Source organism: Streptacidiphilus sp. EB129 (genome assembly GCF_041262645.1).
GTDB lineage: Bacteria > Actinomycetota > Actinomycetes > Streptomycetales > Streptomycetaceae > Streptacidiphilus.
In genome coordinates, this window is the sequence record NZ_JBGCCS010000014.1 from 25,013 (window position 1) to 44,812 (window position 19,800).

The 19,800-nt window shown below is 70.6% G+C and carries 22 protein-coding genes, 1 tRNA gene and 2 pseudogenes; 18 read left to right on the plus strand and 7 right to left on the minus strand.

The window, feature by feature from the left end:
* Positions 1 to 6: 6 nt before the first annotated feature.
* Positions 7 to 399, minus strand: coding sequence for a hypothetical protein (locus ABH925_RS18575; RefSeq protein ID WP_370149272.1), 393 nt, complete (start codon positions 397 to 399; stop codon positions 7 to 9).
* 295 nt (positions 400 to 694) lie between these two features.
* Here ABH925_RS18575 and ABH925_RS18580 point away from each other — a divergent pair, with 295 nt between their 5' ends.
* Complete coding sequence (locus tag ABH925_RS18580) at positions 695 to 1,870, plus strand: serine hydrolase domain-containing protein (RefSeq protein ID WP_370149275.1); 1,176 nt, start codon at positions 695 to 697, stop codon at positions 1,868 to 1,870.
* Here ABH925_RS18580 and ABH925_RS18585 read toward each other — a convergent pair.
* Together ABH925_RS18585 and ABH925_RS18590 are read right to left on the minus strand one after the other, a co-directional pair.
* Positions 1,867 to 2,442 carry a hypothetical protein gene (locus ABH925_RS18585; protein WP_370149276.1) on the minus strand — a complete coding sequence of 192 codons (576 nt, stop codon included), beginning with the start codon at positions 2,440 to 2,442 and terminating at the stop codon, positions 1,867 to 1,869. The two genes, ABH925_RS18580 and ABH925_RS18585, sit on opposite strands and share 4 nt — an antisense overlap.
* Positions 2,420 to 2,839, minus strand: a complete 420-nt coding sequence (locus ABH925_RS18590; protein ID WP_370149277.1) for a winged helix-turn-helix transcriptional regulator — start codon at positions 2,837 to 2,839, stop codon at positions 2,420 to 2,422. Before ABH925_RS18590 ends, ABH925_RS18585 begins: the two co-directional genes overlap by 23 nt.
* Positions 2,840 to 2,885: 46 nt before the next feature.
* On the opposite strand from ABH925_RS18590, the gene ABH925_RS18595 reads away from it, so the two are divergent.
* Positions 2,886 to 3,647, plus strand: coding sequence for a group II truncated hemoglobin (locus ABH925_RS18595; protein WP_370149279.1), 762 nt, complete (start codon positions 2,886 to 2,888; stop codon positions 3,645 to 3,647).
* Here the strand turns inward: ABH925_RS18595 and ABH925_RS18600 are convergent.
* Positions 3,635 to 3,880: pseudogene (locus ABH925_RS18600) on the minus strand (threonine--tRNA ligase); the annotation flags it as partial. The gene ABH925_RS18595 and the pseudogene ABH925_RS18600 sit on opposite strands and share 13 nt — an antisense overlap.
* A 272-nt stretch (positions 3,881 to 4,152) precedes the next feature.
* On the opposite strand from ABH925_RS18600, the gene ABH925_RS18605 reads away from it, so the two are divergent.
* The 5 genes and pseudogenes from ABH925_RS18605 to ABH925_RS18625 all read left to right on the plus strand — a co-directional run.
* Positions 4,153 to 4,404 carry a hypothetical protein gene (locus tag ABH925_RS18605; protein WP_370149282.1) on the plus strand — a complete coding sequence of 84 codons (252 nt, stop codon included), beginning with the start codon at positions 4,153 to 4,155 and terminating at the stop codon, positions 4,402 to 4,404.
* 12 nt (positions 4,405 to 4,416) lie between these two features.
* On the plus strand, positions 4,417 to 5,556 hold the full coding sequence (locus ABH925_RS18610) for an SPFH domain-containing protein (RefSeq protein ID WP_370149283.1): 1,140 nt from the start codon (positions 4,417 to 4,419) through the stop codon (positions 5,554 to 5,556).
* A gap of 268 nt (positions 5,557 to 5,824) precedes the next feature.
* Positions 5,825 to 7,219 carry a family 2B encapsulin nanocompartment shell protein gene (locus tag ABH925_RS18615; RefSeq protein ID WP_370149285.1) on the plus strand — a complete coding sequence of 465 codons (1,395 nt, stop codon included), beginning with the start codon at positions 5,825 to 5,827 and terminating at the stop codon, positions 7,217 to 7,219.
* A 20-nt stretch (positions 7,220 to 7,239) separates the two neighbouring features.
* Positions 7,240 to 8,565, plus strand: coding sequence for a family 2 encapsulin nanocompartment cargo protein terpene cyclase (locus tag ABH925_RS18620; protein ID WP_370149288.1), 1,326 nt, complete (start codon positions 7,240 to 7,242; stop codon positions 8,563 to 8,565).
* Positions 8,566 to 8,820: 255 nt separating this feature from the next.
* Positions 8,821 to 9,186: pseudogene (locus tag ABH925_RS18625) on the plus strand (SAM-dependent methyltransferase); the annotation flags it as partial.
* 11 nt (positions 9,187 to 9,197) lie between these two features.
* On the opposite strand, the gene ABH925_RS18630 reads toward ABH925_RS18625, so the two are convergent.
* On the minus strand, positions 9,198 to 9,437 hold the full coding sequence (locus tag ABH925_RS18630) for a hypothetical protein (RefSeq protein WP_370149289.1): 240 nt from the start codon (positions 9,435 to 9,437) through the stop codon (positions 9,198 to 9,200).
* Between the two features lie 88 nt (positions 9,438 to 9,525).
* Between ABH925_RS18630 and ABH925_RS18635 the strand changes: the two genes are divergently transcribed.
* From ABH925_RS18635 to ABH925_RS18645, 3 genes are all read left to right on the plus strand, one after another.
* Entirely contained in the window at positions 9,526 to 10,710 is a 1,185-nt protein-coding gene (locus ABH925_RS18635) for a hypothetical protein (protein WP_370149291.1), read from the plus strand.
* A gap of 118 nt (positions 10,711 to 10,828) precedes the next feature.
* A complete protein-coding gene (locus ABH925_RS18640; RefSeq protein WP_030253738.1) occupies positions 10,829 to 11,125 on the plus strand; it encodes a type II toxin-antitoxin system VapB family antitoxin in 297 nt (98 codons plus the stop codon).
* A gap of 156 nt (positions 11,126 to 11,281) precedes the next feature.
* Positions 11,282 to 11,977 (plus strand): LytR C-terminal domain-containing protein, encoded by a 696-nt coding sequence (locus tag ABH925_RS18645; RefSeq protein WP_370149525.1) that lies wholly within the window; start codon positions 11,282 to 11,284, stop codon positions 11,975 to 11,977.
* 72 nt (positions 11,978 to 12,049) lie between these two features.
* Here the strand turns inward: ABH925_RS18645 and upp are convergent, their stop codons facing one another.
* Positions 12,050 to 12,688: a uracil phosphoribosyltransferase gene (gene upp, locus ABH925_RS18650; RefSeq protein WP_370149292.1), complete on the minus strand. Its 639-nt coding sequence runs from the start codon at positions 12,686 to 12,688 to the stop codon at positions 12,050 to 12,052.
* Between the two features lie 164 nt (positions 12,689 to 12,852).
* Here upp and ABH925_RS18655 point away from each other — a divergent pair, with 164 nt between their 5' ends.
* The 4 genes from ABH925_RS18655 (at position 12,853) to ABH925_RS18670 (ending at position 14,511) form a co-directional block, all read left to right on the plus strand.
* The gene (locus ABH925_RS18655) at positions 12,853 to 13,038 is read left to right on the plus strand and encodes a hypothetical protein (protein ID WP_370149294.1); all 186 of its coding nucleotides are present in this window, start codon (positions 12,853 to 12,855) and stop codon (positions 13,036 to 13,038) included.
* Between the two features lie 192 nt (positions 13,039 to 13,230).
* Positions 13,231 to 13,782: a hypothetical protein gene (locus ABH925_RS18660; RefSeq protein ID WP_370149295.1), complete on the plus strand. Its 552-nt coding sequence runs from the start codon at positions 13,231 to 13,233 to the stop codon at positions 13,780 to 13,782.
* Between the two features lie 81 nt (positions 13,783 to 13,863).
* Entirely contained in the window at positions 13,864 to 14,391 is a 528-nt protein-coding gene (gene tadA, locus ABH925_RS18665) for a tRNA adenosine(34) deaminase TadA (RefSeq protein ID WP_370149298.1), read from the plus strand.
* A gap of 33 nt (positions 14,392 to 14,424) precedes the next feature.
* Positions 14,425 to 14,511, plus strand: a tRNA-Ser gene (locus tag ABH925_RS18670).
* 221 nt (positions 14,512 to 14,732) lie between these two features.
* On the opposite strand, the gene ABH925_RS18675 is transcribed toward ABH925_RS18670, so the two are convergent.
* Positions 14,733 to 16,469, minus strand: coding sequence for an RNA-binding domain-containing protein (locus tag ABH925_RS18675; protein ID WP_370149300.1), 1,737 nt, complete (start codon positions 16,467 to 16,469; stop codon positions 14,733 to 14,735).
* Between the two features lie 385 nt (positions 16,470 to 16,854).
* Between ABH925_RS18675 and ABH925_RS18680 the strand changes: the two genes are divergently transcribed.
* The 4 genes from ABH925_RS18680 to ABH925_RS18695 all read left to right on the plus strand — a co-directional run bounded on the left by ABH925_RS18680 (position 16,855) and on the right by ABH925_RS18695 (position 19,792).
* The gene (locus tag ABH925_RS18680; RefSeq protein WP_370149302.1) at positions 16,855 to 17,415 is read left to right on the plus strand and encodes a hypothetical protein; all 561 of its coding nucleotides are present in this window, start codon (positions 16,855 to 16,857) and stop codon (positions 17,413 to 17,415) included.
* Positions 17,412 to 18,092, plus strand: coding sequence for a hypothetical protein (locus ABH925_RS18685; RefSeq protein WP_370149305.1), 681 nt, complete (start codon positions 17,412 to 17,414; stop codon positions 18,090 to 18,092). The genes ABH925_RS18680 and ABH925_RS18685 overlap by 4 nt, the downstream gene beginning before the upstream one ends.
* Before the next feature lie 698 nt (positions 18,093 to 18,790).
* Positions 18,791 to 19,210, plus strand: coding sequence for a hypothetical protein (locus tag ABH925_RS18690; protein WP_370149306.1), 420 nt, complete (start codon positions 18,791 to 18,793; stop codon positions 19,208 to 19,210).
* Between the two features lie 441 nt (positions 19,211 to 19,651).
* The gene (locus ABH925_RS18695) at positions 19,652 to 19,792 is read left to right on the plus strand and encodes a hypothetical protein (protein WP_370149533.1); all 141 of its coding nucleotides are present in this window, start codon (positions 19,652 to 19,654) and stop codon (positions 19,790 to 19,792) included.
* The last annotated feature ends 8 nt before the right edge of the window (positions 19,793 to 19,800 follow it).

Consider the following 19,800-nt stretch of genomic DNA (forward strand, 5'->3'; position numbering starts at 1 on the left):
GGTTCGTCAGGCAGACGGCGCCGGGCGGCGCAGCAGCGGCACGCCGCCGTGAAACCGTACGGCGCCGGGCAGGTCGAACCGTCCCTGCCGGCTCGCCACGATGATCTGCTCGACCGCCAGCGAGGCCGTGGCCGTGCAGTAGCCCGCGCGTACGGCCACCAGCGTGGCCTCGCGCACCACGGCGACGATCCCGTCGAGTCCGGCAGCAGGGTCAGCATCGGCGCCTGCGAGGACGACGGCCCGGGTGTGCCCGTCCCCGTGGTCGTCGGCGAGGGAGTGGTCTGCGTCGGCGTGGGACCGGTCGGCGCCGGTGAGGGGGTCGTCACCGACGGCGCGAGGACTGCCAGAAGCGCGCACAGGCCGGCCGATATCGCCCGCACCGCCGACTCCGTCCTCCATGGCCCCGCTGCCCATTCTCACCACTGGGCCGCCCGCCTGCGGCGCTCTGTGTACGTTGAATAGTCCATCCGGGTCACGTTCTCCATGGCGTGCCGCGTCTGCTCCGCGATCTCCGGCCGATCTCGCTCCACCTGTCCCTGGAGCTGTTACCGGACGGAGTGCGGAGCGGACCGGCCGGGCGGATCATGGGGCGGAGCGCGGAACCCGGGCGGGTCGACCGATGAGTTCGCGGGGCGGCTGCCGTCTCCCCCGGTGACCCATGCGGTGCTGGAACCGGAGACAGGGGACGCGGCCGATGAGTGGACTGCGCGGCGTACTGGAGGACCACGTCCGCCCGGGATCGGCCCCGGGTGCGGTGGCCCTGGTGGGTCGGGGTGACCGGGTCGAGGTGGAGGCCGTCGGTTCGGTCGACGTCGACGGCACCGCGCCGATGGCCCGGGATTCGATCGTCCGCATCGCGTCGATCACCAAACCGCTCATCGCGGCGGCAACGATGATGCTGGTGCAGGACGGCAGCATCGGGTTGGACGCCCCGGTCCGGGAGTGGCTGCCGGAGCTGGCGTCGCCGTCCGTGCTGCGCAGCCCGGGCGGACCGGTCGACGACGTGGTGCCGCCCGACCGGCCGATCACGGTGGCCGATCTGCTCAGCTTCCGCGCCGGGTACGGGTTTCCCTCCGACTTCTCGCTGCCGGTGATCGGACTGCTCTTCAGCGAACTGCGCCAGGGTCCGCCCCAGCCTCAGGCCGTCGCGCCGCCGGACGCCTGGATGGCAACCCTGGCGCGCATTCCGCTGCTGGACCAGCCGGGGCGCAGCTGGCTCTACAACACCTGCTCGGACATCCTGGGCGTGCTGATCGCCAGGGCGTCCGGCAGCCCGCTGACCGAGTTCCTGGCCGAGCGGATGTTCGAGCCGCTCGGCATGGTGGACACCGGCTTCCACGTCCCGGCCGACAAACTGCACCGGTTCACCAGCTTCTACCGGACCGACCCCGAGGGCGGGCTTCAGCTGATCGACGCCCCCACCGGGGAGTGGAGCAGCCCGCCGCCCTTCCCGTCCGGCGCGGGTGGGCTGGTCTCCACCGTCGACGACTGGCTCGCCTTCGGCCGGATGCTGCTCGCCGAGGGCACCGCCCACGGCCGCGCCCTGCTGACCCCGGAGTCGGTCTGGCAGATGACCACCGACCACCTGACCCGGCACCAGCGCGAGGCCGGCACGCTGTTCCTGGAGGGCCAGGGCTGGGGCTACGGCGGATCGGTGGACGTCGCCGCCGTCGACCCCTGGAACGTGCCGGGGCGCTATGGCTGGATCGGCGGCACCGGCACGGCGGCGCACGTCACTCCGGCCACCGGCACGGTCACCATCTTGCTCAGCCAGCTGGAGACGTCCGGACCGACCCCGCCCGCACTGATGCGCGACTTCTGGCGGTACGCGTCCGGCCTGCCGACGGCCACGGAACAGCCTCGGCTCTAGGCGGACGCAGACGCGGACGCAGACGGCGACGGCGACGGCGACGCGGCGGAGCCCTGCGGCGCCGGCGGCCTCACGCTGCCGTCCGCCAGCAGCAGTGCGAAGACCAGCGCGAACAGACCACCGATGCCCACCAGCCCGGACCACCCGCCCTGCGCGATCCGCGCCGAGGCACAGGACTCGGCGTGCAGCGACGGACCCTGCCGCCACTCGGTGCCGAGCACGTCGAAGTCGGACGGCATCAGCACCGAGCCGCAGGAGTAGCTCTGCGGGGGATCGATGGACGAGGCCAGGCCGGGCGGCAGCGACGGCGACACCGGCAGGAAGAGCATCACGACCGCCGCGATCAGTGCCAGCAGGGTGACGGCGGCGCCGATCCGTACCTCGCTCGCCAGCTGCCCGACCGGATACCACCGCTCCCGCGACGCCTCCGCCGTCTCCGCCGCTTCCGGCTCCGAACCGGCCGCCTCCGGGCCGTCCGGGTCCGAACCGGCCGCCTCCGGGCCAGCCGGGTCCGGACCCGCGCCGTCGGCGCTCCCGGCAGCTTCCCCGTCAGTCCCCGTACCGCTGCTCATGCTGCTTCTCCCCCGTCGCCGGCCGCACTGGCTGCGCCACGATAGCGCCGGTACGGGACGCCCGGGCCCGGCCCCAGCTGTAGAGCGCCTCCAGCACCGGGGTCAGCGTCACGCCCTCCTCGGTCAGCCGGTACTCGACGGCGGGTGGGCTTCCGCCGTCCGAATGACGTGTGATCAGGCCACGTTCCTCCAGCCCGCGCAGCCGCTGAACCAGGACCTTCTCGCTGACGCCGGGCATCCTGCGGCGCAGTTCGCCGTACCGGAGGGCGCCCTCCTTGAGGTGGGACAGCACCACGGTGGCCCACTTGCCGCCGATCACCTCCAGCGTCAGCTCCACCGGGCAGGAGTAGAGCCGGCCGTCGTCGGGCCGGGGTGTCCGGTTCCGGGTGCTTACCATCAGGTCAGTCCTTGCCTGGGATCGACGGCTGCGATTGGGTCCTCGCATGATTGTCGAGTACATCCGCTACCGCATCGCCGAGCCGCAGCGCGCGGAGTTCGAAGCCGCGTACGGCCGGGCCGCCCTGTCGCTCGGAGCCGCCGAGCAGTGCGTCGACTACGAGTTGGCCCGCTGCACCGAGGACCCGGGCGCCTACGTCCTGCGCATCCGCTGGACCTCCGCCGAGGACCACCTCGGCGGCTTCCGCAAGGGCGAGCACTTCGCCGCCTTCTTCGCCGAGGTCAAGCCCTATGTGGAAGCCATCGAGGAGATGCGCCACTACGAGGTCACCCCGGTCGCGGGCCGCGGCGGGTCGACCCCCACCCTGTTCGAGTGGGCGGGCGGGACGGCGGCCTTCGAGCGGCTGTTCTCGCGCTTCTACGAGCGCGTCGACGAGGATCCGGTTCTGGCTCCGGTCTTCGCCGGCAAGGATCCGAACCACGCCGAGCATGTCGCGGCCTGGCTGGCCGAGGTGTTCGGCGGACCGGCCACGTACAGCACCGGGCACGGCGGGCACCGGCACATGGCCTCGCGCCACCTCGGCCGAGGGCTCACCGAGGAGCAGCGCCGCCGCTGGGTGACGCTGCTGTCGGACACCGCGGACGAGGTCGCCCTGCCGGACGACCCCGAGTTCCGCGCGGTGCTGGCCTACTACCTGGAGTGGGGAACGCGGATGGCGATGCTGTACTCCGGGCCGAACCCGCCGCCGCTCCCGGAGACGCCGATGCCCAGGTGGGACTGGGGAATCACCCCGCCCTACCGCGGCTGACCGCGCAGGCCGGCGTCGTCCCGGACTCGGGTGCCGCGCTCGGCGGCGATCCCGGCGATACCGGCCAACGCGTCCGCCGCGCCCAGCGGTTCGAGGCGGCGGCCGTCCCGCAGCCGCAGTGCGATCCGATCGGCGGCGGCCTCCGCCGCACCGATCACGCCCTGGTACGGGACGTGCCGGGCGGCCCGGATCCTGGCCCCGAGGGTGCCCTGTTCGGGACCGGCCAGCTCGGCCCATCACCGGGCGGTGTTTCGTCGATCCCCGCCGCCTCCAGGACCTCGGTCAGCAGCGCCACGGACTGCTCCCACAGGCCGACCGCCATCGCGCGTGGCAACGCCGGTCGCGCCATGCTGGGAAGAGGAAGCGGACGTCGACGCTGCTGGAAGGCCGAGCACCTGGATTCCCTGCTCCGATTCGGCGACGTGGCCGTTCGGGGGATGGGCCGGACAGCCGACTCGCGCTAGTGTCGCGTCTCAGGATCGGAACGATGGGGGGACGGCCGTCGATGGCACCGGACGAGGCGGTGGTCGGCTGTGCGGGAGTGTTGCTCGTCGCCACACGCGGCACCGCCGGTCCCGGTGAGGTACGGGTTTCGGTCAGGGGCGGGACGGAGACCTTTCTCGCCTGGTCCGGTGAACCCCTGCCGAGGGGGACTCAGGTGCTGGTGATCGAGTCCCGCGGCAACCGGCAGGTCGACGTCATCGAGTGGGCCGATCCTTTGGATGCGCTGGTCGGCAACGCCGACGACGCCAACTGAGGAGACAAAGAGATGTTCGGTTACCGGGTTCCCGCCCCTGACGAGGCGATGCTGATCTCCGGGGGCAAGCGCGGGCTGGGTGCCGCGCCGTTCCGGGTGGTGACCGGCCACGGGGCGTTCGTGCTCCCGGTCTTCCGCAAGACCCGCTTCCTGACCCTGGCGATGTGCGAGGCGGAGGTCGCCGAGACCTGCGTCACCAAGCAGGGCATCGCGCTGACGGTGCGTGCCGTGATCGCGTTCAAGGTCGGCAACGACACCGAGAGCATCGTCAACGCCGGGCAGCGCTTCCTGTCCGACCAGGACCAGATGTCGATCCTGACCGGGCGGATCTTCGCGGGCCACCTGCGGTCGATCATCGGCTCGATGACCGTCGAGGAGATCGTCACCGAGCGGCAGAAGCTGGCCACCGAGGTGCTGGAGACCTCCAAGACCGAGATGGGCACGATCGGCCTGACCGTCGACTCGCTGCAGATCCAGTCCATCGACGACGGTGAGACCGGCTACATCTCGGCGATGTCCGCGCCGCACACCGCCGCGATCCGCCGGCAGGCCCAGATCGCCCAGGCCCAGGCCACCCAGGCCTCGGTCGAGGCGGAGCAGGTGGCCGCGCGGAACCAGGCCGAGTACGCGCGGCAGACCGCGGTGGTCAAGGCGCAGTACTCCGCCGAGATCGACCGGGCCCAGGCCGAGGCGGCCCAGGCCGGCCCGCTGGCCCAGGCGCACGCGCAGCAGGAGGTGCTCGCCGCGCAGACCGAACTGGCCCAGCGGGCGGCGGAACTGCGGCAGCAGCAGCTGGTCGCCGAGATCGTGCGCCCGGCCGAGGCCGAGGCCGAGCGGATCCGGGTGCTGGCGCTGGCCGATGCCGAGCGGATGAAGATCCAGGCCGAGGCCGCCGCCTCGTTCGACCGGGTCGCGCTGGACCGGATGCTGATCGACCAGCTCCCGCTGATCGTCAAGGAGGCCGCGGGCGGCCTGGCCGGCGCCAACGTCAACGTCCTGAACGGCGCGGACGGCCTCGGGGAGATCGCGGCCGGGCTGGTCGGCCAGGGGCTGACCATCCTGGACTCGGTCCGCCAGAACCTGGGATCCCCGCAGACCCGTTCGGCCCCGCAGGACCGCCGCCCCGAGATCGGCCAGGTCGAGATCGAGTAGTCGATCACGCGGTCGATCGCGCAGTCGCCGGGACGTCCAGCCGATGAGGCGCTGGACGTCCCGGCGTCCACTCGCTGTTCGAATCGACACATACGTCACTCGAAACCTCATCCGCCTCACCCGTATGGGTGAAGCGGAGGCACAGTCCGGTGGCACACCCCGTTGTCATGCCCACATGCGCCGTTGTCCCCTCCCGGGCGGTCGGCTTTGATCGAGGACGGAGGATCGCCGCGATCGCCGCGCCCGCCGTCACCGGGAGGACTGCACGATGACCACCGAGGCACATCCCCAGCCCCAACTCAGCCTGAGCACCAACGCCGCACGCAATCTCGCCACCACCACCAAGACCGTGCCGCAGATGCAGGGGATCAGCTCCCGCTGGCTGCTGCGCAGGCTGCCCTGGGTGCAGGTCTCCGGTGGCACCTACCGCGTGAACCGCCGGCTCAGCTACGCGGTCGGACGGGGCCGGGTGAGTTTCGTGCAGACCGGGTCCGCCACCCGGGTGGTGCCGCCCAGCCTCACCGAACTCCCCGCGCTGCGCGGCTTCGCCGACCCGGGCCTGCTCACCGAACTGGCTTCCCGGTTCTCCCAGCGCGAGTTCGAGCCGGGCGAGTTGCTCGCCGAGGCCGGAGCGCCGGTGGACGAGGTGCTGCTGATCGCCCACGGCAAGGTGAACCGGGTCGGCACCGGCCCGTACGGGGACGCCACCGTGCTGGGCGTGCTCGCGGACGGTGACCACGACGGCGACACGGTACTGACCCAGCCGGACGCGACCTGGTCGGCCGGCCTGCGGAGCACCACCGCCGGCACGCTGCTCGCCCTGCCCCGGCGTGCGTTCCAGGAACTGACGGAGCGTTCGGCGGAGCTGCGCGCCCAACTGGCCGCCCACCTCGACACCGCCGCCGTCCCGGTGAACCGCAAGGGCGAGGCCGAGATCGACCTGGCCTCCGGCCACAGCGGCGAGCCGGAACTGCCCGGCACCTTCGTCGACTACGAACTCGCGCCGCGCGAGTACGAGTTGAGCGTCGCGCAGACCGTGCTCCGGGTGCACAGCCGGGTCGCCGACCTCTACAACGACCCGATGAACCAGCTGGAGGAGCAGCTCAAGCTGACCATCGAGGCGCTCCGCGAACGGCAGGAGTACGAGCTGGTCAACAACCCCGACTTCGGCCTGCTGCACAACGCCGACAACAGCCAGCGGATCAGCTCCTACTCCGGCCCGCCCACCCCGGACGACCTGGACGAGCTGCTGAGCATGCGACGCGGCACCCGACTGCTGCTGGCGCACCCCAAGGCCATCGCCGCCTTCGGCCGCGAGTGCAGCAAGCGCGGCATCTACCCGGACAGCGTGGAGATCAACGGCCATGCCCTGCCGGGCTGGCGCGGCGTCCCGATCTTCCCCTGCGGCAAGATCCCGATCGACGGCGGCCACAGCACCTCGATCCTGGCGATGCGCACCGGCGCGGACGAGCAGGGAGTGGTCGGCCTCTGGCAGACCGGGATCCCCGACGAGTACGAGCCCGGGCTCAACGTCCGGTTCATGGGCATCGACCCCAAGGCGGTGATGTCGTACCTGGTCAGCGCCTACTACTCGGCGGCTGTGCTGGTGCCGGACGCGCTGGGCGTGCTGGAGAACGTCGAGATCGCCCGCCCGGACGCGTAGTCACCCTCCTAGGAGCCCCGGTGTCCCTGCTGTCCCGCATATCCGCCCTGCTGGAAGCCGCCCTGCCCGACCCGGCGGTGCCCGCCGACACGGCAGCCACCGGCGCCGTGCCGACGGGCACGTCGCCCGTGGGCTCGGCGTCCGCCCGGCCGACAGGGCTCCGGCCCGGTACCGCGGCACCGCCCGCAGCCGCGGCGTCCGCACAGCCGACAGGATTCCGGCCCGCTATCGCGGCACCGGCCGCCGTCCTCGGCGGCCCCACCGGCCTGGGCACGGCGGGGCTGCGCATCCCGCCGCCCCCGGTCACGGCAGCGCACGTCACGGCAGCGCACGTCACGACGTCGCACGTCAGCACACCGCACGTCACGGCCTCCCGACCTGCCGGAGGCGTCCCCCCGCTGTACTGTCCCGAGCCGGTCCGTGACGATCCGGCCCTCGGCCGGATCGTCAACGAGCGGCTGGTCGCCTGGGCCGGCGAGGTGGGCATCTACCCGGGCCAGTTGGAACGGGTCCGCGCCGCCGACTTCGGCCGGCTGGTCATGCTGACCCATCCCGACTCCGACGACCCGGACCGGCTGCTGGCCGCCGCCAAATGCGCCCTGGCCGAATGGGCCACGGACGACCACTACTGCGACGACGCCTCCCTCGGCGCGACCCCGGAACTGCTCGGCGCACGCCTGGGCCTGGCCCTCTCCGTCGTCGAGGGCGCCCAACTCCCCTTCCGGTACGCGGCCGAGTGGGAGCGCGGGATGCGCGAGGACCCGGTCCTGGTCTCGCTTCGCTCCGCGTTCGAGCATCTCTCCCGGTACGCCCGGCCGGACCAGGTGGCCCGGCTGCGGCACGAGATCGCCGGTCTGTTCACCGCCTACAACCAGGAGGGTTCCTGGCGGGTCTCCGAGCGGAGCCCGGCGGTGTGGCAGTACCTGTCGCACCGCCAGATCAACAGCTTCCTGCCCTGCATCGCCATGGTCGACGTGGTCGGCGGCTACCGCCTGCCCGCCGCCGAGTACTCCGCGCCCCCGGTCCGGCGGGTGATCCGGCTGGCCTCGCTCGCCAGCACGCTGGTCAACGACCTCTACTCGATGGGCAAGGAGGACCAGGCCACCGGCGTGGACTTCAACCTGCCCGCCCTGATCGCCGCCGAGGAGCACTGCTCCCTCGCGGGCGCGGCCCGCCGCGCGGCCAGGATCCACGACGAGCTGGTGCACACCGTCGAAGCGGAGGCCGCGCTGCTCGGTCTCGGCGGATCGCCGGAGCTGAAACGTTACCTCTCCGCCGTCTGGGCCTGGCTCGGCGGCAACCACGAGTGGCATCGCGGCAGCAGGCGCTACAACCCCGGCTCCTGACCGTCCCGGACCACGCTCCGCTCGCCGGCGGTGATCCACCCCCGGCGACCCACCCCCGTCCCCACCCACCACGAGCCGGCGCCGCCCGGCAGCTTCCGCACGCCCACGCCCCCACCCTCGGAGGAGCACAGCCATGACCCAGGCCATCACCACCGCCCCCGTCCCATCGCCCACCGCGGCGGCTCCCACTGCGGCGGCCTCCACTTCGGGGGAGGTCCTGCGCACCGCCTACCAGCGGTCCGTCGCCGCGTGACCAACGAGACGACGATGTACGTCGACCTGTTCCAGCTCTACGCCGAGTTCGCGCGGCTGCTGTGCCCGGGTGGACGCTACGTCTGCATCACCGGCTGCTCCAACGACGTCACCGGGCTGCGGTCGAAGGCCGTCAGCCGGATCGACGAGCACTACACCTGCAACATCCACCCGCGCAGCGAGTACTTCCGCGCCATGGCGGCCAACGGCCTGGTCCCGATCGAGGTGCTGGACCTGACCCCGGCGACCATCCCCTACTGGGAGCTACGCACCCACGGCTCGGTGGCGACCGGAATCGAGGACCCCTTCCTCACCGCCTACAGGGAGGGCAGCTTCCACTACCTGATGATCGTCGCCGACCGGATCTGACCGCCGGCCGTTCAGGCCCTGTGCAGCACCATGATCGGCCCGTCCTGCCGTACCACCTGGAAGCCCTGCGCCCGCAGCTGCGCCAGGCAGGGAGGGATCGCGGCCGGGCCGATCGGGCACTGCGGGTTGACCGTGTTCGCGCAGACCGCGAGCGCGCACCCGGCGGGGGCCGGCGGCCGGCGCCGGTCCAGCACCGGGACGCACCGGCGCAGCAGCCGGACGACCCGTTGCGTCCCGCTTCCGCGACACACCCCTGCCGGCCAGGTCTAGACCAATAGCAGCTCTCGGGACTACCGTGGGCCTCTCGCCCCGCCGTACCACCGACCAGCCGGAGCCCCCGTGGAGTCGTCCGTCCTCGCCTTCGCCACCGACCTGCTCGACGAGGGCGCCGATCAGTTCTTCGGCAACCTCACGGACCGGGCCGGGGTCGGCGGCGTCACCCTGGCCTCCGTCTACCACGAGGCCCGCGACGTCTTCCCGCACAACCCGCACCGGGTGGTCCGCTACCTGGAGCCCGGCGCCGCCTACTTCCGCCCCGACCCGGCCCGTTGGGCCGGCCGTCGGCTGCGCCCCACCCCCTCCACCGCCCTGGGCGACCGCGACCCCTTCGCCGAGGCCGCCGCCGAGACCGTCAGGCGCGGGCTGGCCCTGCACGCCTGGACGGTCTTCCTGCACAACGACCGCCTCGGCTTCGAGCACCCGGACTGCGCCCCGGCCAACGCCTTCGGCGACCGTTCCCGCACCGAGCTCTGCCCGGCCGTTCCCGAGGTGCGCGAGTACGTCCTGGACCTGGTGGCCGAGCACGCCCACTACGGGGTCGCGTCCATCCACGCCGAATCCCTGCACTTCCACGGCCTGCGACACGGCTACCACCACGAGCGGTACTTCGAGCAGCTGGGGCCGGTCACCGAGGCGCTGCTGGGGCTGTGCTTCTGCGACCACTGCCGTGCCGCCGCCACCGTCCTCGGCGTCCCCGCCGACGAGGTCCGCGACGTGGCCCGGGCCGAGATCCGGCGCCGCCTGGGCTCCGAGCAGGCCGCCCTCGAGCCCGCCGCCCTGGACACCCTCGCCGGCGGCGCGCTCGCCGCCTACGTCGACGCCTCCGCCGCCACCGTCACCTCGCTCGCCGCCGAGGCCGCGGCGGTCGCCGACAGCCATGGCATCCGGCTGACCTTCATGGACATGGGCGGGCCCGGCAAGGGCTGGACGGCCGGCATCGACCTGCCGGCGCTCGGCAAGGCCGTCCCGCGGATCGAGACCCTCGGCTACGCCCCCACCCCGGAGCAGGTACGGGAGAAGGTCACCGCCTTCGCCCTGCACGGCGTGGACCCGGGCGCGCTCTCGGTGATCCTGCGCCCGATGTCCCAGGACTGCGACGGGCCCGAGAACCTGGCCGCCAAGCTCCGGGTGCTGGCCGGACTGGGTGTCCCGGAGGTCTCCTTCTACCACTACGGCCTGATGCGGCTGAGCTCGCTGGACCGCATCGGCACCGCGCTCGACGCCGTCCGACACTCTCCCGAGTGAGCGGAGGAAAGAAGCTTTCCCCTATTCACCTGACAAACCCCCAGGTGACAGCTGTGCGTCAGGTCACGGTCCGTCATCCTTGCTGCGTGGCACCCCCTTGGGCGGGTAGGCTTTCCGTGTGATCTTCAAGCGCATCGGCAACGGGCGGCCCTACCCGGATCACGGCCGGGTCAGTACCCGTCAGTGGGCGGACGTGGCCCCGCGTCCGGTACGCCTGGACCAGCTCGTCACCACCAAGGGCCAGCTCGACCTGGAAACCCTGCTGGCCGAGGACTCCACCTTCTACGGCGACCTCTTCGCGCATGTCGTGAAGTGGCAGGGGGACCTCTACCTGGAGGACGGTCTGCACCGGGCGGTCCGCGCGGCGCTGCAGCAACGTCAGGTGCTGCACGCACGTGTGCTGGAGATGGACTGATCGGGTAGCCCTGCACACTTTCGAGTGCCGTACTAGCCCAGATGATGATCCTTTAGTACGCAGACTTGGCTCCCCGGACTAGTCTGGCCACAGCAGCAATCGCTGCCGACCACCAGCACTGACAGCCCGGCGCACAAGGGGGCACCCGCGGTGAGCATGTTGACTCCCCCTGGCCTCAAGGGAAAGCAGTACCGGATCACCGGCACGGCCTATCCACGGCTGAGCCGACCCCATCGGCGACGCCGGCATGTCCTGCTGGCCCTGGTCGGCGTGCTGACCCTGGCCGTCCTCGGCTGGGGCACCGTGCAGCTGTTCGGGGTGTTCGGCCCCAAGAAGGCCGGCGCCACCGCGGGCTGCAAGCGCTCCGTCACCGCCAACGCGGGCGACGCCGCGCACCCGAGCGCGACTCCCTCGGCCGGCGCTTCGGCGGCCTCTGCGGCCACGTCGGCGCTGCCGGCGGCGGTGTCCGCCGGCGGCGTGCCCAAGCCCTCCGCGATCACGGTCAACGTCTACAACGCCACCAACCGCAGCGGGCTGGCCGGCCAGACCGCCGCCCTGCTGAAGCAGCGCGGGTTTCTGATCGGCAAGATCGGCAACGCCCCGGCAGCGCTGCAGAACAAGCTGGCCGCCTCGGCCCAGGTCACCGGCGGCAGCACCAGCGGCGCGCTGATGACCGTGCTCGGCTCCGAGGTCGCCGGCGCCAAGCCGGTCGTCGACGCGCGCAAGGACGCCTCGGTCGACCTGGTGCTCGGCAACGGCTTCACCGCGCTGTCCACCCCGGCCCAGGCCGCCCAGGCGCTGGCCCAGGCCACCACGCCCACTCCGGCGCCCAGCTCCGCGAACCACTGCTGACGCGCTGCTGACGCCCGGCGTCGTACCGGCCGTCAGCAGCGGGCCTCCGGGCGGTTGCCAGCCGCCCGGCCGTCAGTCGCCGGCGGTCCCGTACAGGCGGTCGCCGGCGTCGCCCAGGCCGGGCACGATGTAGCCCTGCTCGTTCAGGTGGTCGTCCACCGCCGCGGTGACGACCGTGACCGGCAGTCCGGCCAGTTCCTTCTCCAGCACCGCCACCCCTTCCGGGGCCGCCAGCAGGCAGATCGCGGTGACGTCGTCCGCGCCGCGCTCGATCAGCAGCCGGATCGCCGCCACCAGCGTGCCGCCGGTCGCCAGCATCGGGTCAAGGACGTAGACCTGACGGCCGGAGAGGTCGTCCGGCATCCGGGTCGCATAGGTGGACGCTTCGAGCGTCTGCTCGTTCCGCACCATGCCGAGGAAGCCCACCTCGGCGGTCGGCAGCAGCCGGGTCATCCCGTCCAGCATGCCCAGGCCGGCCCGGAGAATCGGCACCACCAGCGGGCGCGGGTAGCTGAGCCGCACCCCGTGGGTGACCGCGACCGGCGTGGTGATCTCCACGGTCTCGGTACGCACGTCCCGGGTCGCCTCGTAGGCGAGCAGGGTGACCAGCTCGTCCGCGAGCCGGCGGAAGGTCGGCGAGTCGGTGCGCTCGTCGCGCAGGGTGGAGAGCTTGTGCGCCACCAGGGGGTGGTCCAGGACATGAATCCGCATACCGTGACATTAACCGAGGCCGGATGGGTGCACGACATTCCGGGCCAGGTCGGGAGCTTTTTCGCTGGCAGGTCCATGGTCAAACAGTGTCGGCTCGTGTTGAGTGGGAAGGTGGACGATGGAAGTCCGCTCTCGATCGCCAGTCCGAACCCGAGGGGGAAGGCATGGATGACCAGCAGGACGACGCTGCCGAGGACCGCGTCGAGACCCCGGCCGAACGCCGCCGGCGCCGCGCCCAGTTCCTCCGCGAGCTGACCGAGGCGAGGGAACTGCGGGCCCGGGTGCAACCCCGCCGCGCCAAGGCCGAACGTATGCGCCAGGCCGTCCGAATGCGCACCTTCCGTATCTGATCCCGCTCTGCGCCGCCGTTTCGTCCGGTCCGGCGCCGTGGATCGCGACACGACCAGCGAAGACGCACTGCCGAACACTCCCCGCAGGGCGCCGCTTTCTGTCACGATGCCGATGGGGTGTTCGCACGGACCCCCGGACCTGGGGGCCCGCAGGGAGCCCGGTCCTGTAGCCAAGATCTGGGAGAGTCTCTGGTGGCGTACTTCGCTGCATTGCTCGCTCGCACCGAGGACGGGTGGGACGTGAGCGAGACCGAGCTTGACGACGTCGAAACCCTCGCCGACCTGGCTGACCGGGCGCGCGGGAAGGCGGAGGACGAGGAGACCGTGCTGGTCTTCATCGAGCAGGAGGACGCCTGGTTCGCGGTCGTCCGGGTCGACGGCGAGGAGGATCCGCGGATCTTCGTGTCGGACGCCGCGGCAGCCTCGCGCAGTGCCTACGGGGAGATCGTCCTCACCGACGAACTCCTCGGCCGGGGCGCCGACGACGACCTCGACCACCTGGTGGTCGAACTGGACGAATCCGTGGACGAGGCGGACGACGAGGACGACGAGGACGAGGCGGCGTCAGCCGACTCCGACGGCGTCCCGAACGGACCGCTGGGCGACGCCGGGCTGCTGATCGAGTTCGGCGTCGGCGCCAAGGAGCTGATGGACATGAGCGTCGAGGGGTCCGTCCCCGGTGACGCGCTCACCGAGATCGCCGACGCCCTGGGCTGCGGCGAGATCCTGGAGGCCGTCCGCTGAACGTGCCGCGCTGACGGCCGTCCCCGACCCCGAGGGCAGCTGTCAGCGCGGCACGCCCGCGGTATGCCCGACACTGGTCCCATGCCGTCCGCTCCCCGACCCGACCCCTTCCGCGACCCGTGGGTCCCCGCCATGCGGCTCGCCCTCGCCGAGGCCGAGCTCGCGCTCCCGAGCGGTGACGTCCCGGTCGGCGCGGTGATCCTCGACCCGCACGGCACCGTCATCGGCCGCGGCCACAACGAACGCGAGGCCGTCGGCGACCCGACCGCGCACGCCGAGGTCGTCGCCATCCGCGAGGCCGCCCGCGCCGTCGGCGAGTGGCGCCTCTCCGGCTGCACCCTGGTGGTGACCCTGGAGCCCTGCACCATGTGCGCGGGCGCGATCGTGCTGTCCCGCCTGGACCGCGTGGTCTACGGCGCGTTCGACGAGAAGGCCGGCGCCGCCGGCTCGCTCTGGGACGTGGTCCGCGACCGCCGGCTCAACCACCGCCCGCAGGTCGTCTCCGGCGTCCTCGCCCTCGACTGCGCCGTCGCCCTCACCGCCTTCTTCGACGGCCACCGCGTCCCGACCGGCGAAGAACCCCGCGTCCTCGCGCCAAAAGCCGTTTAGGAGCACTGCCCCGCGTCCGGTAGGCTGTCCCACGGTAGCGTGTCCGAGCGGCCAAAGGAGCACGCCTCGAAAGCGTGTGTGGGGGCAACTTCACCGTGGGTTCGAATCCCACCGCTACCGCTCCGAGCAGGACAGACGTGAGGCCCCGACCGGCGACGGTCGGGGCCTCACGCGTTCCAGTCTCATCTGCAGTCTCGATCGAGGCCCCGGAAAGGCCACACTCCGGCCGCAAATCTGCTGGTCAAGGGCAGTTCGGCGACCGCCTGGGGCGAGGAGCACACTCATGCGGCGTGTGTGACTACGCTGCCGTCGCTCCAGAGTCGACCCCAGCCAAGGCAACATCAGTCCTCCTTCCAGGTTCGGTACTTGCTTGTGACACCTCGTCCCCCGAGCAACTCAGCACGCCCTTCCTCGCGCAGCAGTTCCAAGGCGTACTGGGCCTGCCGCTCGCTCAGGCCGCACTTCACAGCGAGTTCGCCGAGCGTGGCCGGGCCACCCCGCGACAGCAGGTCAAGGATCTTCTCGGCGTTGCTGCGGCGGCTGGTGTACCGGCGCTTACCACCCTCCCCGGTCACCCGCCCAGGAGACCGCGTGGGCTCTGCCCGCCCGGTACCAGCGAGGCGGTAGACACGCCCTGCCCCGTCACCGGACGGCTCAGCCAGTCCTGCGGCAACGAGACCTGTCAGCGCCACGGTGGCAGTTCTGGAGTCCATCGGGTAAGCCGCACGCAGCGACTTGTTACTCCACACCGCCCCCCGACGCATGGCCACCAGCGCATGCCGCTGTACCTCGGAGAACCTGGCCGCTGATGCGACCTCCGCCAGCCAGGCGAGATCGTCCGGTGCCAGCAGTGCCTCGTTCGGCACCCGTACGGTGAACCGGATGCCCTGGTCATGGAAGCGCGGGGGTACCATGCCGGCATCGCGGAGGCTCCCGAGAATGGCAGGCACCCCGGAGGCCAAGGCTTCGACCACCCGCCGGTCACGCCCCGTGCGAACGTTCTGGCAGATCCGGGCCAGATAGCTGTTCCGGGTGGACGTCACGCCGACCGTTCCCAGGCTGCTCACGGTCAGCCCCCACAGCCCGCCCGGGTTGCTGATCAGCAGCTGATCGGCACCGAGCTTGAGTGTGATCGCCTGGGTGAGCGCATGCGGGCCAAGATCACGATGCACCAAGGCGTTCGAAAGCAGCTCCCGCACCGCCTCGGGCGGGTACTCGGGTTCGTCGTGGCCATGCCCGTCCGGGGTGAAACGGACCCTGGTCCGGGTGTTGCGCGCCACCCATAGCAGCGCTTCCTCCAGCATGAGCGGGATCGGTCCGTCGAAGCGCCGGGTGTCCCGGGCCCGGGTCCCGAGTGGATCTCCGACCTGGGGAGCCACACTCGCCTGGATAACCGCGTTAGGGACGAACTGCTGTGGATGGATGCCGAGGGCCAGTAGGCCAGCCAGGGTCGGGGACCGCTCAACCCCTGCGGTCACACCAGTCCTGAACAGGATGTCCGCATCGGTCAGGCGCACCAGGCTCGCCGAGGACTTCCGGCAGGAGTCCACGTAGGCGTCGACAAGATCGGGGTCCAAGTCGCCCTCGACGCTGGCTCCCGGCACCACCTCCTGGTCGAACCTCGGCGCGTCCCGATTTGCCAGGAATGCCTGCTCCTCGACCTGTGACAACTCGAAGTCACCGTCGCCGGCCCGCAGGTACGCCCGCCCCGTGGCGTTGACCCTGACCGGCTTGGCCGAACCGGGTGCCTCGTGGATCTCGGCCACCACCAGCGACACCCCCTCGAACCCGAGGGTCTCCGCCACGAACGTCACCGGAGGATCCATCGCTTGCCTGGCCAGGGAGGCAAGCGCAGCCTTGCACTGGGCCGCGTCATACACTCCTGTCGCCGAGAACCCCGCCTCCTCGTTCAAGCCAAAGATCAGCAGCCCTCCTCCCGGCGCGTTGGCGAACGCCGAGACGGTCTCCGCCACCGACTGCGGGAAGCCTCCAGCGGCCTGCTTGACTTCGACCTCCGCAAGATCACTCCCCTCGGCGCGCAGCACGTCAATGAGGTCCGGGAGCTGAGAGAGATCCATGGCAGAAATCTACAATCAAATCCCCAAACAAATCAACAATCTCACTTTGGCGATTTCCTGCGGCCTCTCCCAGCCTGATCCGCCTTCATCCATCTGCGAGCAGCGATAGTTGGCCCACGTCGTCCACAACTGGCGCCGCACTGCGGACGGGGTCGACCAAAATGAGCCCGGGGGATCGCGCACATGAGAGGGCGGTGCGCAACGGCCTCCGGCGCACAGGCCACCGTCGAACACCATCCACCCGGAACTCGCAGCACCAGAGGCTCATGTCAGTACCGACGGCTACGGTTGATTCCAGCTGGGTCAAAGAGGCGCTGGCTCAGCTGCACACCAGGGTGGCAACATCCTCGGCTGGATCGCTCCAGGCACATGTCGAAGGAGGAGAATGGACGAGTTCGAGCTGCGTCGGGTGGAGCAGGAGATCCGCGACATGCTGGCCGACACCGCGCTGGAGTGGGTACTCGACGAAGTCGACGCTGCCATCGCTGCGGGGGTGCCCGAGGAGAAGATCCTTCGGCGTCGCGCCAATCGAGGAAGTGACGACCGCCAGTCGGCAAGCCCGGCCGCAGAAGCCGCGCGGTACGAAACAGTGGAGCGCCGGATGCTGAGCCCAGAAGCATTCGAGGCTTCCCGCAAAGGCGGGACCCTGGTGATCGCCACGCGACCCATGGCCGACTCAGAGCGAGTGGAGCTCCTCCTTGATGCACTCCGACGCGTCATCGTCGAGTTGCCCGAGATCGAGCTGGAAACCCTGAAGACCCTGTATGCCGCCCCTGAGAGCGACGAGGGGACGCGCCACGAAGTTCACGACGTCGCCTTCGAGCCAGAGGAAAATGCCCGTCATCGACGGGAACGCTCAGCCGTTCTCGCCGACCGAATGCCTCGCGAGCAGCGCGAACGCATCAGTGCCCTCTTTGTCAACGCCGTGAGTGAGGTTCGCAGTTGAGCAGCATCGATCCGCTCATCGCTGAGATCAAGAACCTACTGACGGTTGGCACAGTCTCCTACAGCGGAGCCTCGGCAGCGTCGGATGTCTACGAGGGTTTCATCTTCTCCTTGATCGTCGCCACTGCCAGTAGGCATGGCGCCGCAGTCACCTACGAGGACGTCTACGGCGCGAAGGCCACCAATCTGGTGTTCCGTACAGGCCCTGGGCAGCTATACGGCACCAGTCAGCCCTTCACCCATGCTGTGATCGAATTCGCTGGGGCCCCGGCGCTGGAGGTCCACCTCGGCGTTTGTGTACAGGGGACGTCCGGCGTTCTGCACGAGTGCGATGTCCTTGTGCTGCCGGCCGAGGAAGCAGCGATCAGCCGGGCTCAGAAGATCGCCCCACGAGGCAGCAGGTGCACCCTGATCGTCGAGTGCAAGTACTACGTTTCCAGCATGCCCATCGGCTTGGCCCGCAACTTCGAGGGTCTGCGCGCTGACATTCGGACGCAGAACGAGCTCTTCGTCTCCAACACCGGCTCCCCCAGCATCGTGCGCTATCTCGATGCCAGACACCGTGAGTACGAGCGGGAGGTCGTCCCCCACTCGCCTCAGTCAGGCTATCTTCAGGGTGAGGTGCGGAAGGTATTCAAGAGTTACCTCAGCAAGCATGCCCCCTCAACGGTGATCTGAAGGACTCGCAAGCGACGAGGACTCGCCCGACGACCCTTCCTTCCGCGCGGACGCCCAGGAACGAATCAGGCAGGGCTCCTAGTCTCATCGGTAGTCTCATCCGCCGTGGTTCGCGCGGGTCCGCTCACAGTCTCGGCCCCGAGCTCACCCCTATCTGACCTGCGGTAATGAACCGGCGCGAACAGCTCTGGATCATGGTGAACTGCCCATAGAGCCCAGGTGCAGACCTCGAAAGCGTGTGTGGGGGCAACTTCACCGTGGGTTCGAATCCCACCGCTACCGCTCCGAGCAGGACAAACGTGAGGCCCCGCCAGTCAACTGGCGGGGCCTCACGCGTTCCGGTCTCATCCGTACTCTCGATCGAGCCCACGAGAAATCCACGCCCTGCCGTAAATCCGCTGGTCAAGGGCAACTCGGCGACCACTCCACCACCCCGGGCGTTGACGAACACGTCCTGGGACGGGCTCGCCGCTCTGCACGCGTCCCGGTGAGCCCGCAGACCCGGCCCGAGACACAGCCGGGGATCAGGACGGGCTGCACGCTGTCAGAACGGCACGGATCGGGCGGAGTCGGGCGGTTCGGACGGTCGCCTTCCGGTGGGGGGTCGGGGCGCGCGATGATGCGGGGTGCCGGCCGGCGCAGCAGCAGGGCACGGCGAGGGCTGAGCAGTTGGGCGTACCGGGAGGACGGGGAAGCAGATGGCGACAGTGCCGACGAATGCGCAGACCGGCACGGCGACGATCACGCCGGTGAACGTGTCCCTGTGGCTGGGGGCGGGCGGGCTCGCGATACTGCTGGTTTTCCTGACCGCCGTGCCGTGGGTGTCCGGCGTGCCCAGCCTGGGCGCGGTCGTCACTCCGCTGGTCACCGCGCTACTGGGCGCGGTGGTGAATCCTTCGGTGGGCTTCCCGCAGAAGGTCTGGACCGGGGTCGGCGTGGTGGCGCTGTTCGCGATGGCCTCGTCGGCACTCGCCCTGCTGGTCTTCCCCGGCCACGCCGCCGCCGTGCCGGCGCTCTCGGCGAGCGTCGCGGCCCTGGCCGGCCTGATGGTCGACACCCGATCGGTCACCCACGGACAGCCACCCGCCGACAGTCAGGCAACAGCAGCCAAGCACTGACGGGCGAGAACGGAGAGGGGCCCCTCCCCGGGCACTGACCACCACTACCCGGGGAGGGGCCCTCGCGACCGAGGAGGCCGATGAGGGGGAGCGGCTGTGGGGGGACAAGCCGCTCCCCCTGCGGAGCCCCACAACCGGCCAACCGCTTCGGGGTGAGGAAGCGGTGGCCGGTCCCACAGCGGGGGCTCCGGTCGTCGTACCGAGTGGTTCCTGCCAGTCCCGCTCGGTACGTCTTCTACTCTGCGGCACACCTGCGGCGACTGCATCCGGCATCCGGCCCCTCCTGCGGGGACCTTGGTCCCGGCGGATTCACGCACCGCTTAGGTGGGGACTGGTCGGACAGATGGCCGGGACGGGCTCTAAGCTTCGGCCAGAGGTGGTGGCACGGGAAAGTGCGCCAGGGAGGCGGGCGGGGTCATGGGGCAGGCAAGGAAGATCGCGATGTATCTGCTGATCATCTTTGTGCTGTATACGATCATCACGTCGCCGGTGCGCGCAGCCGACCTGGTGCAGGTCGGATTCACCGGCATCTCCAATGCGGCGAAGTCCGTGGGGACCTTCATGACCAGTCTGGTGAAGTAGCCTCGGGC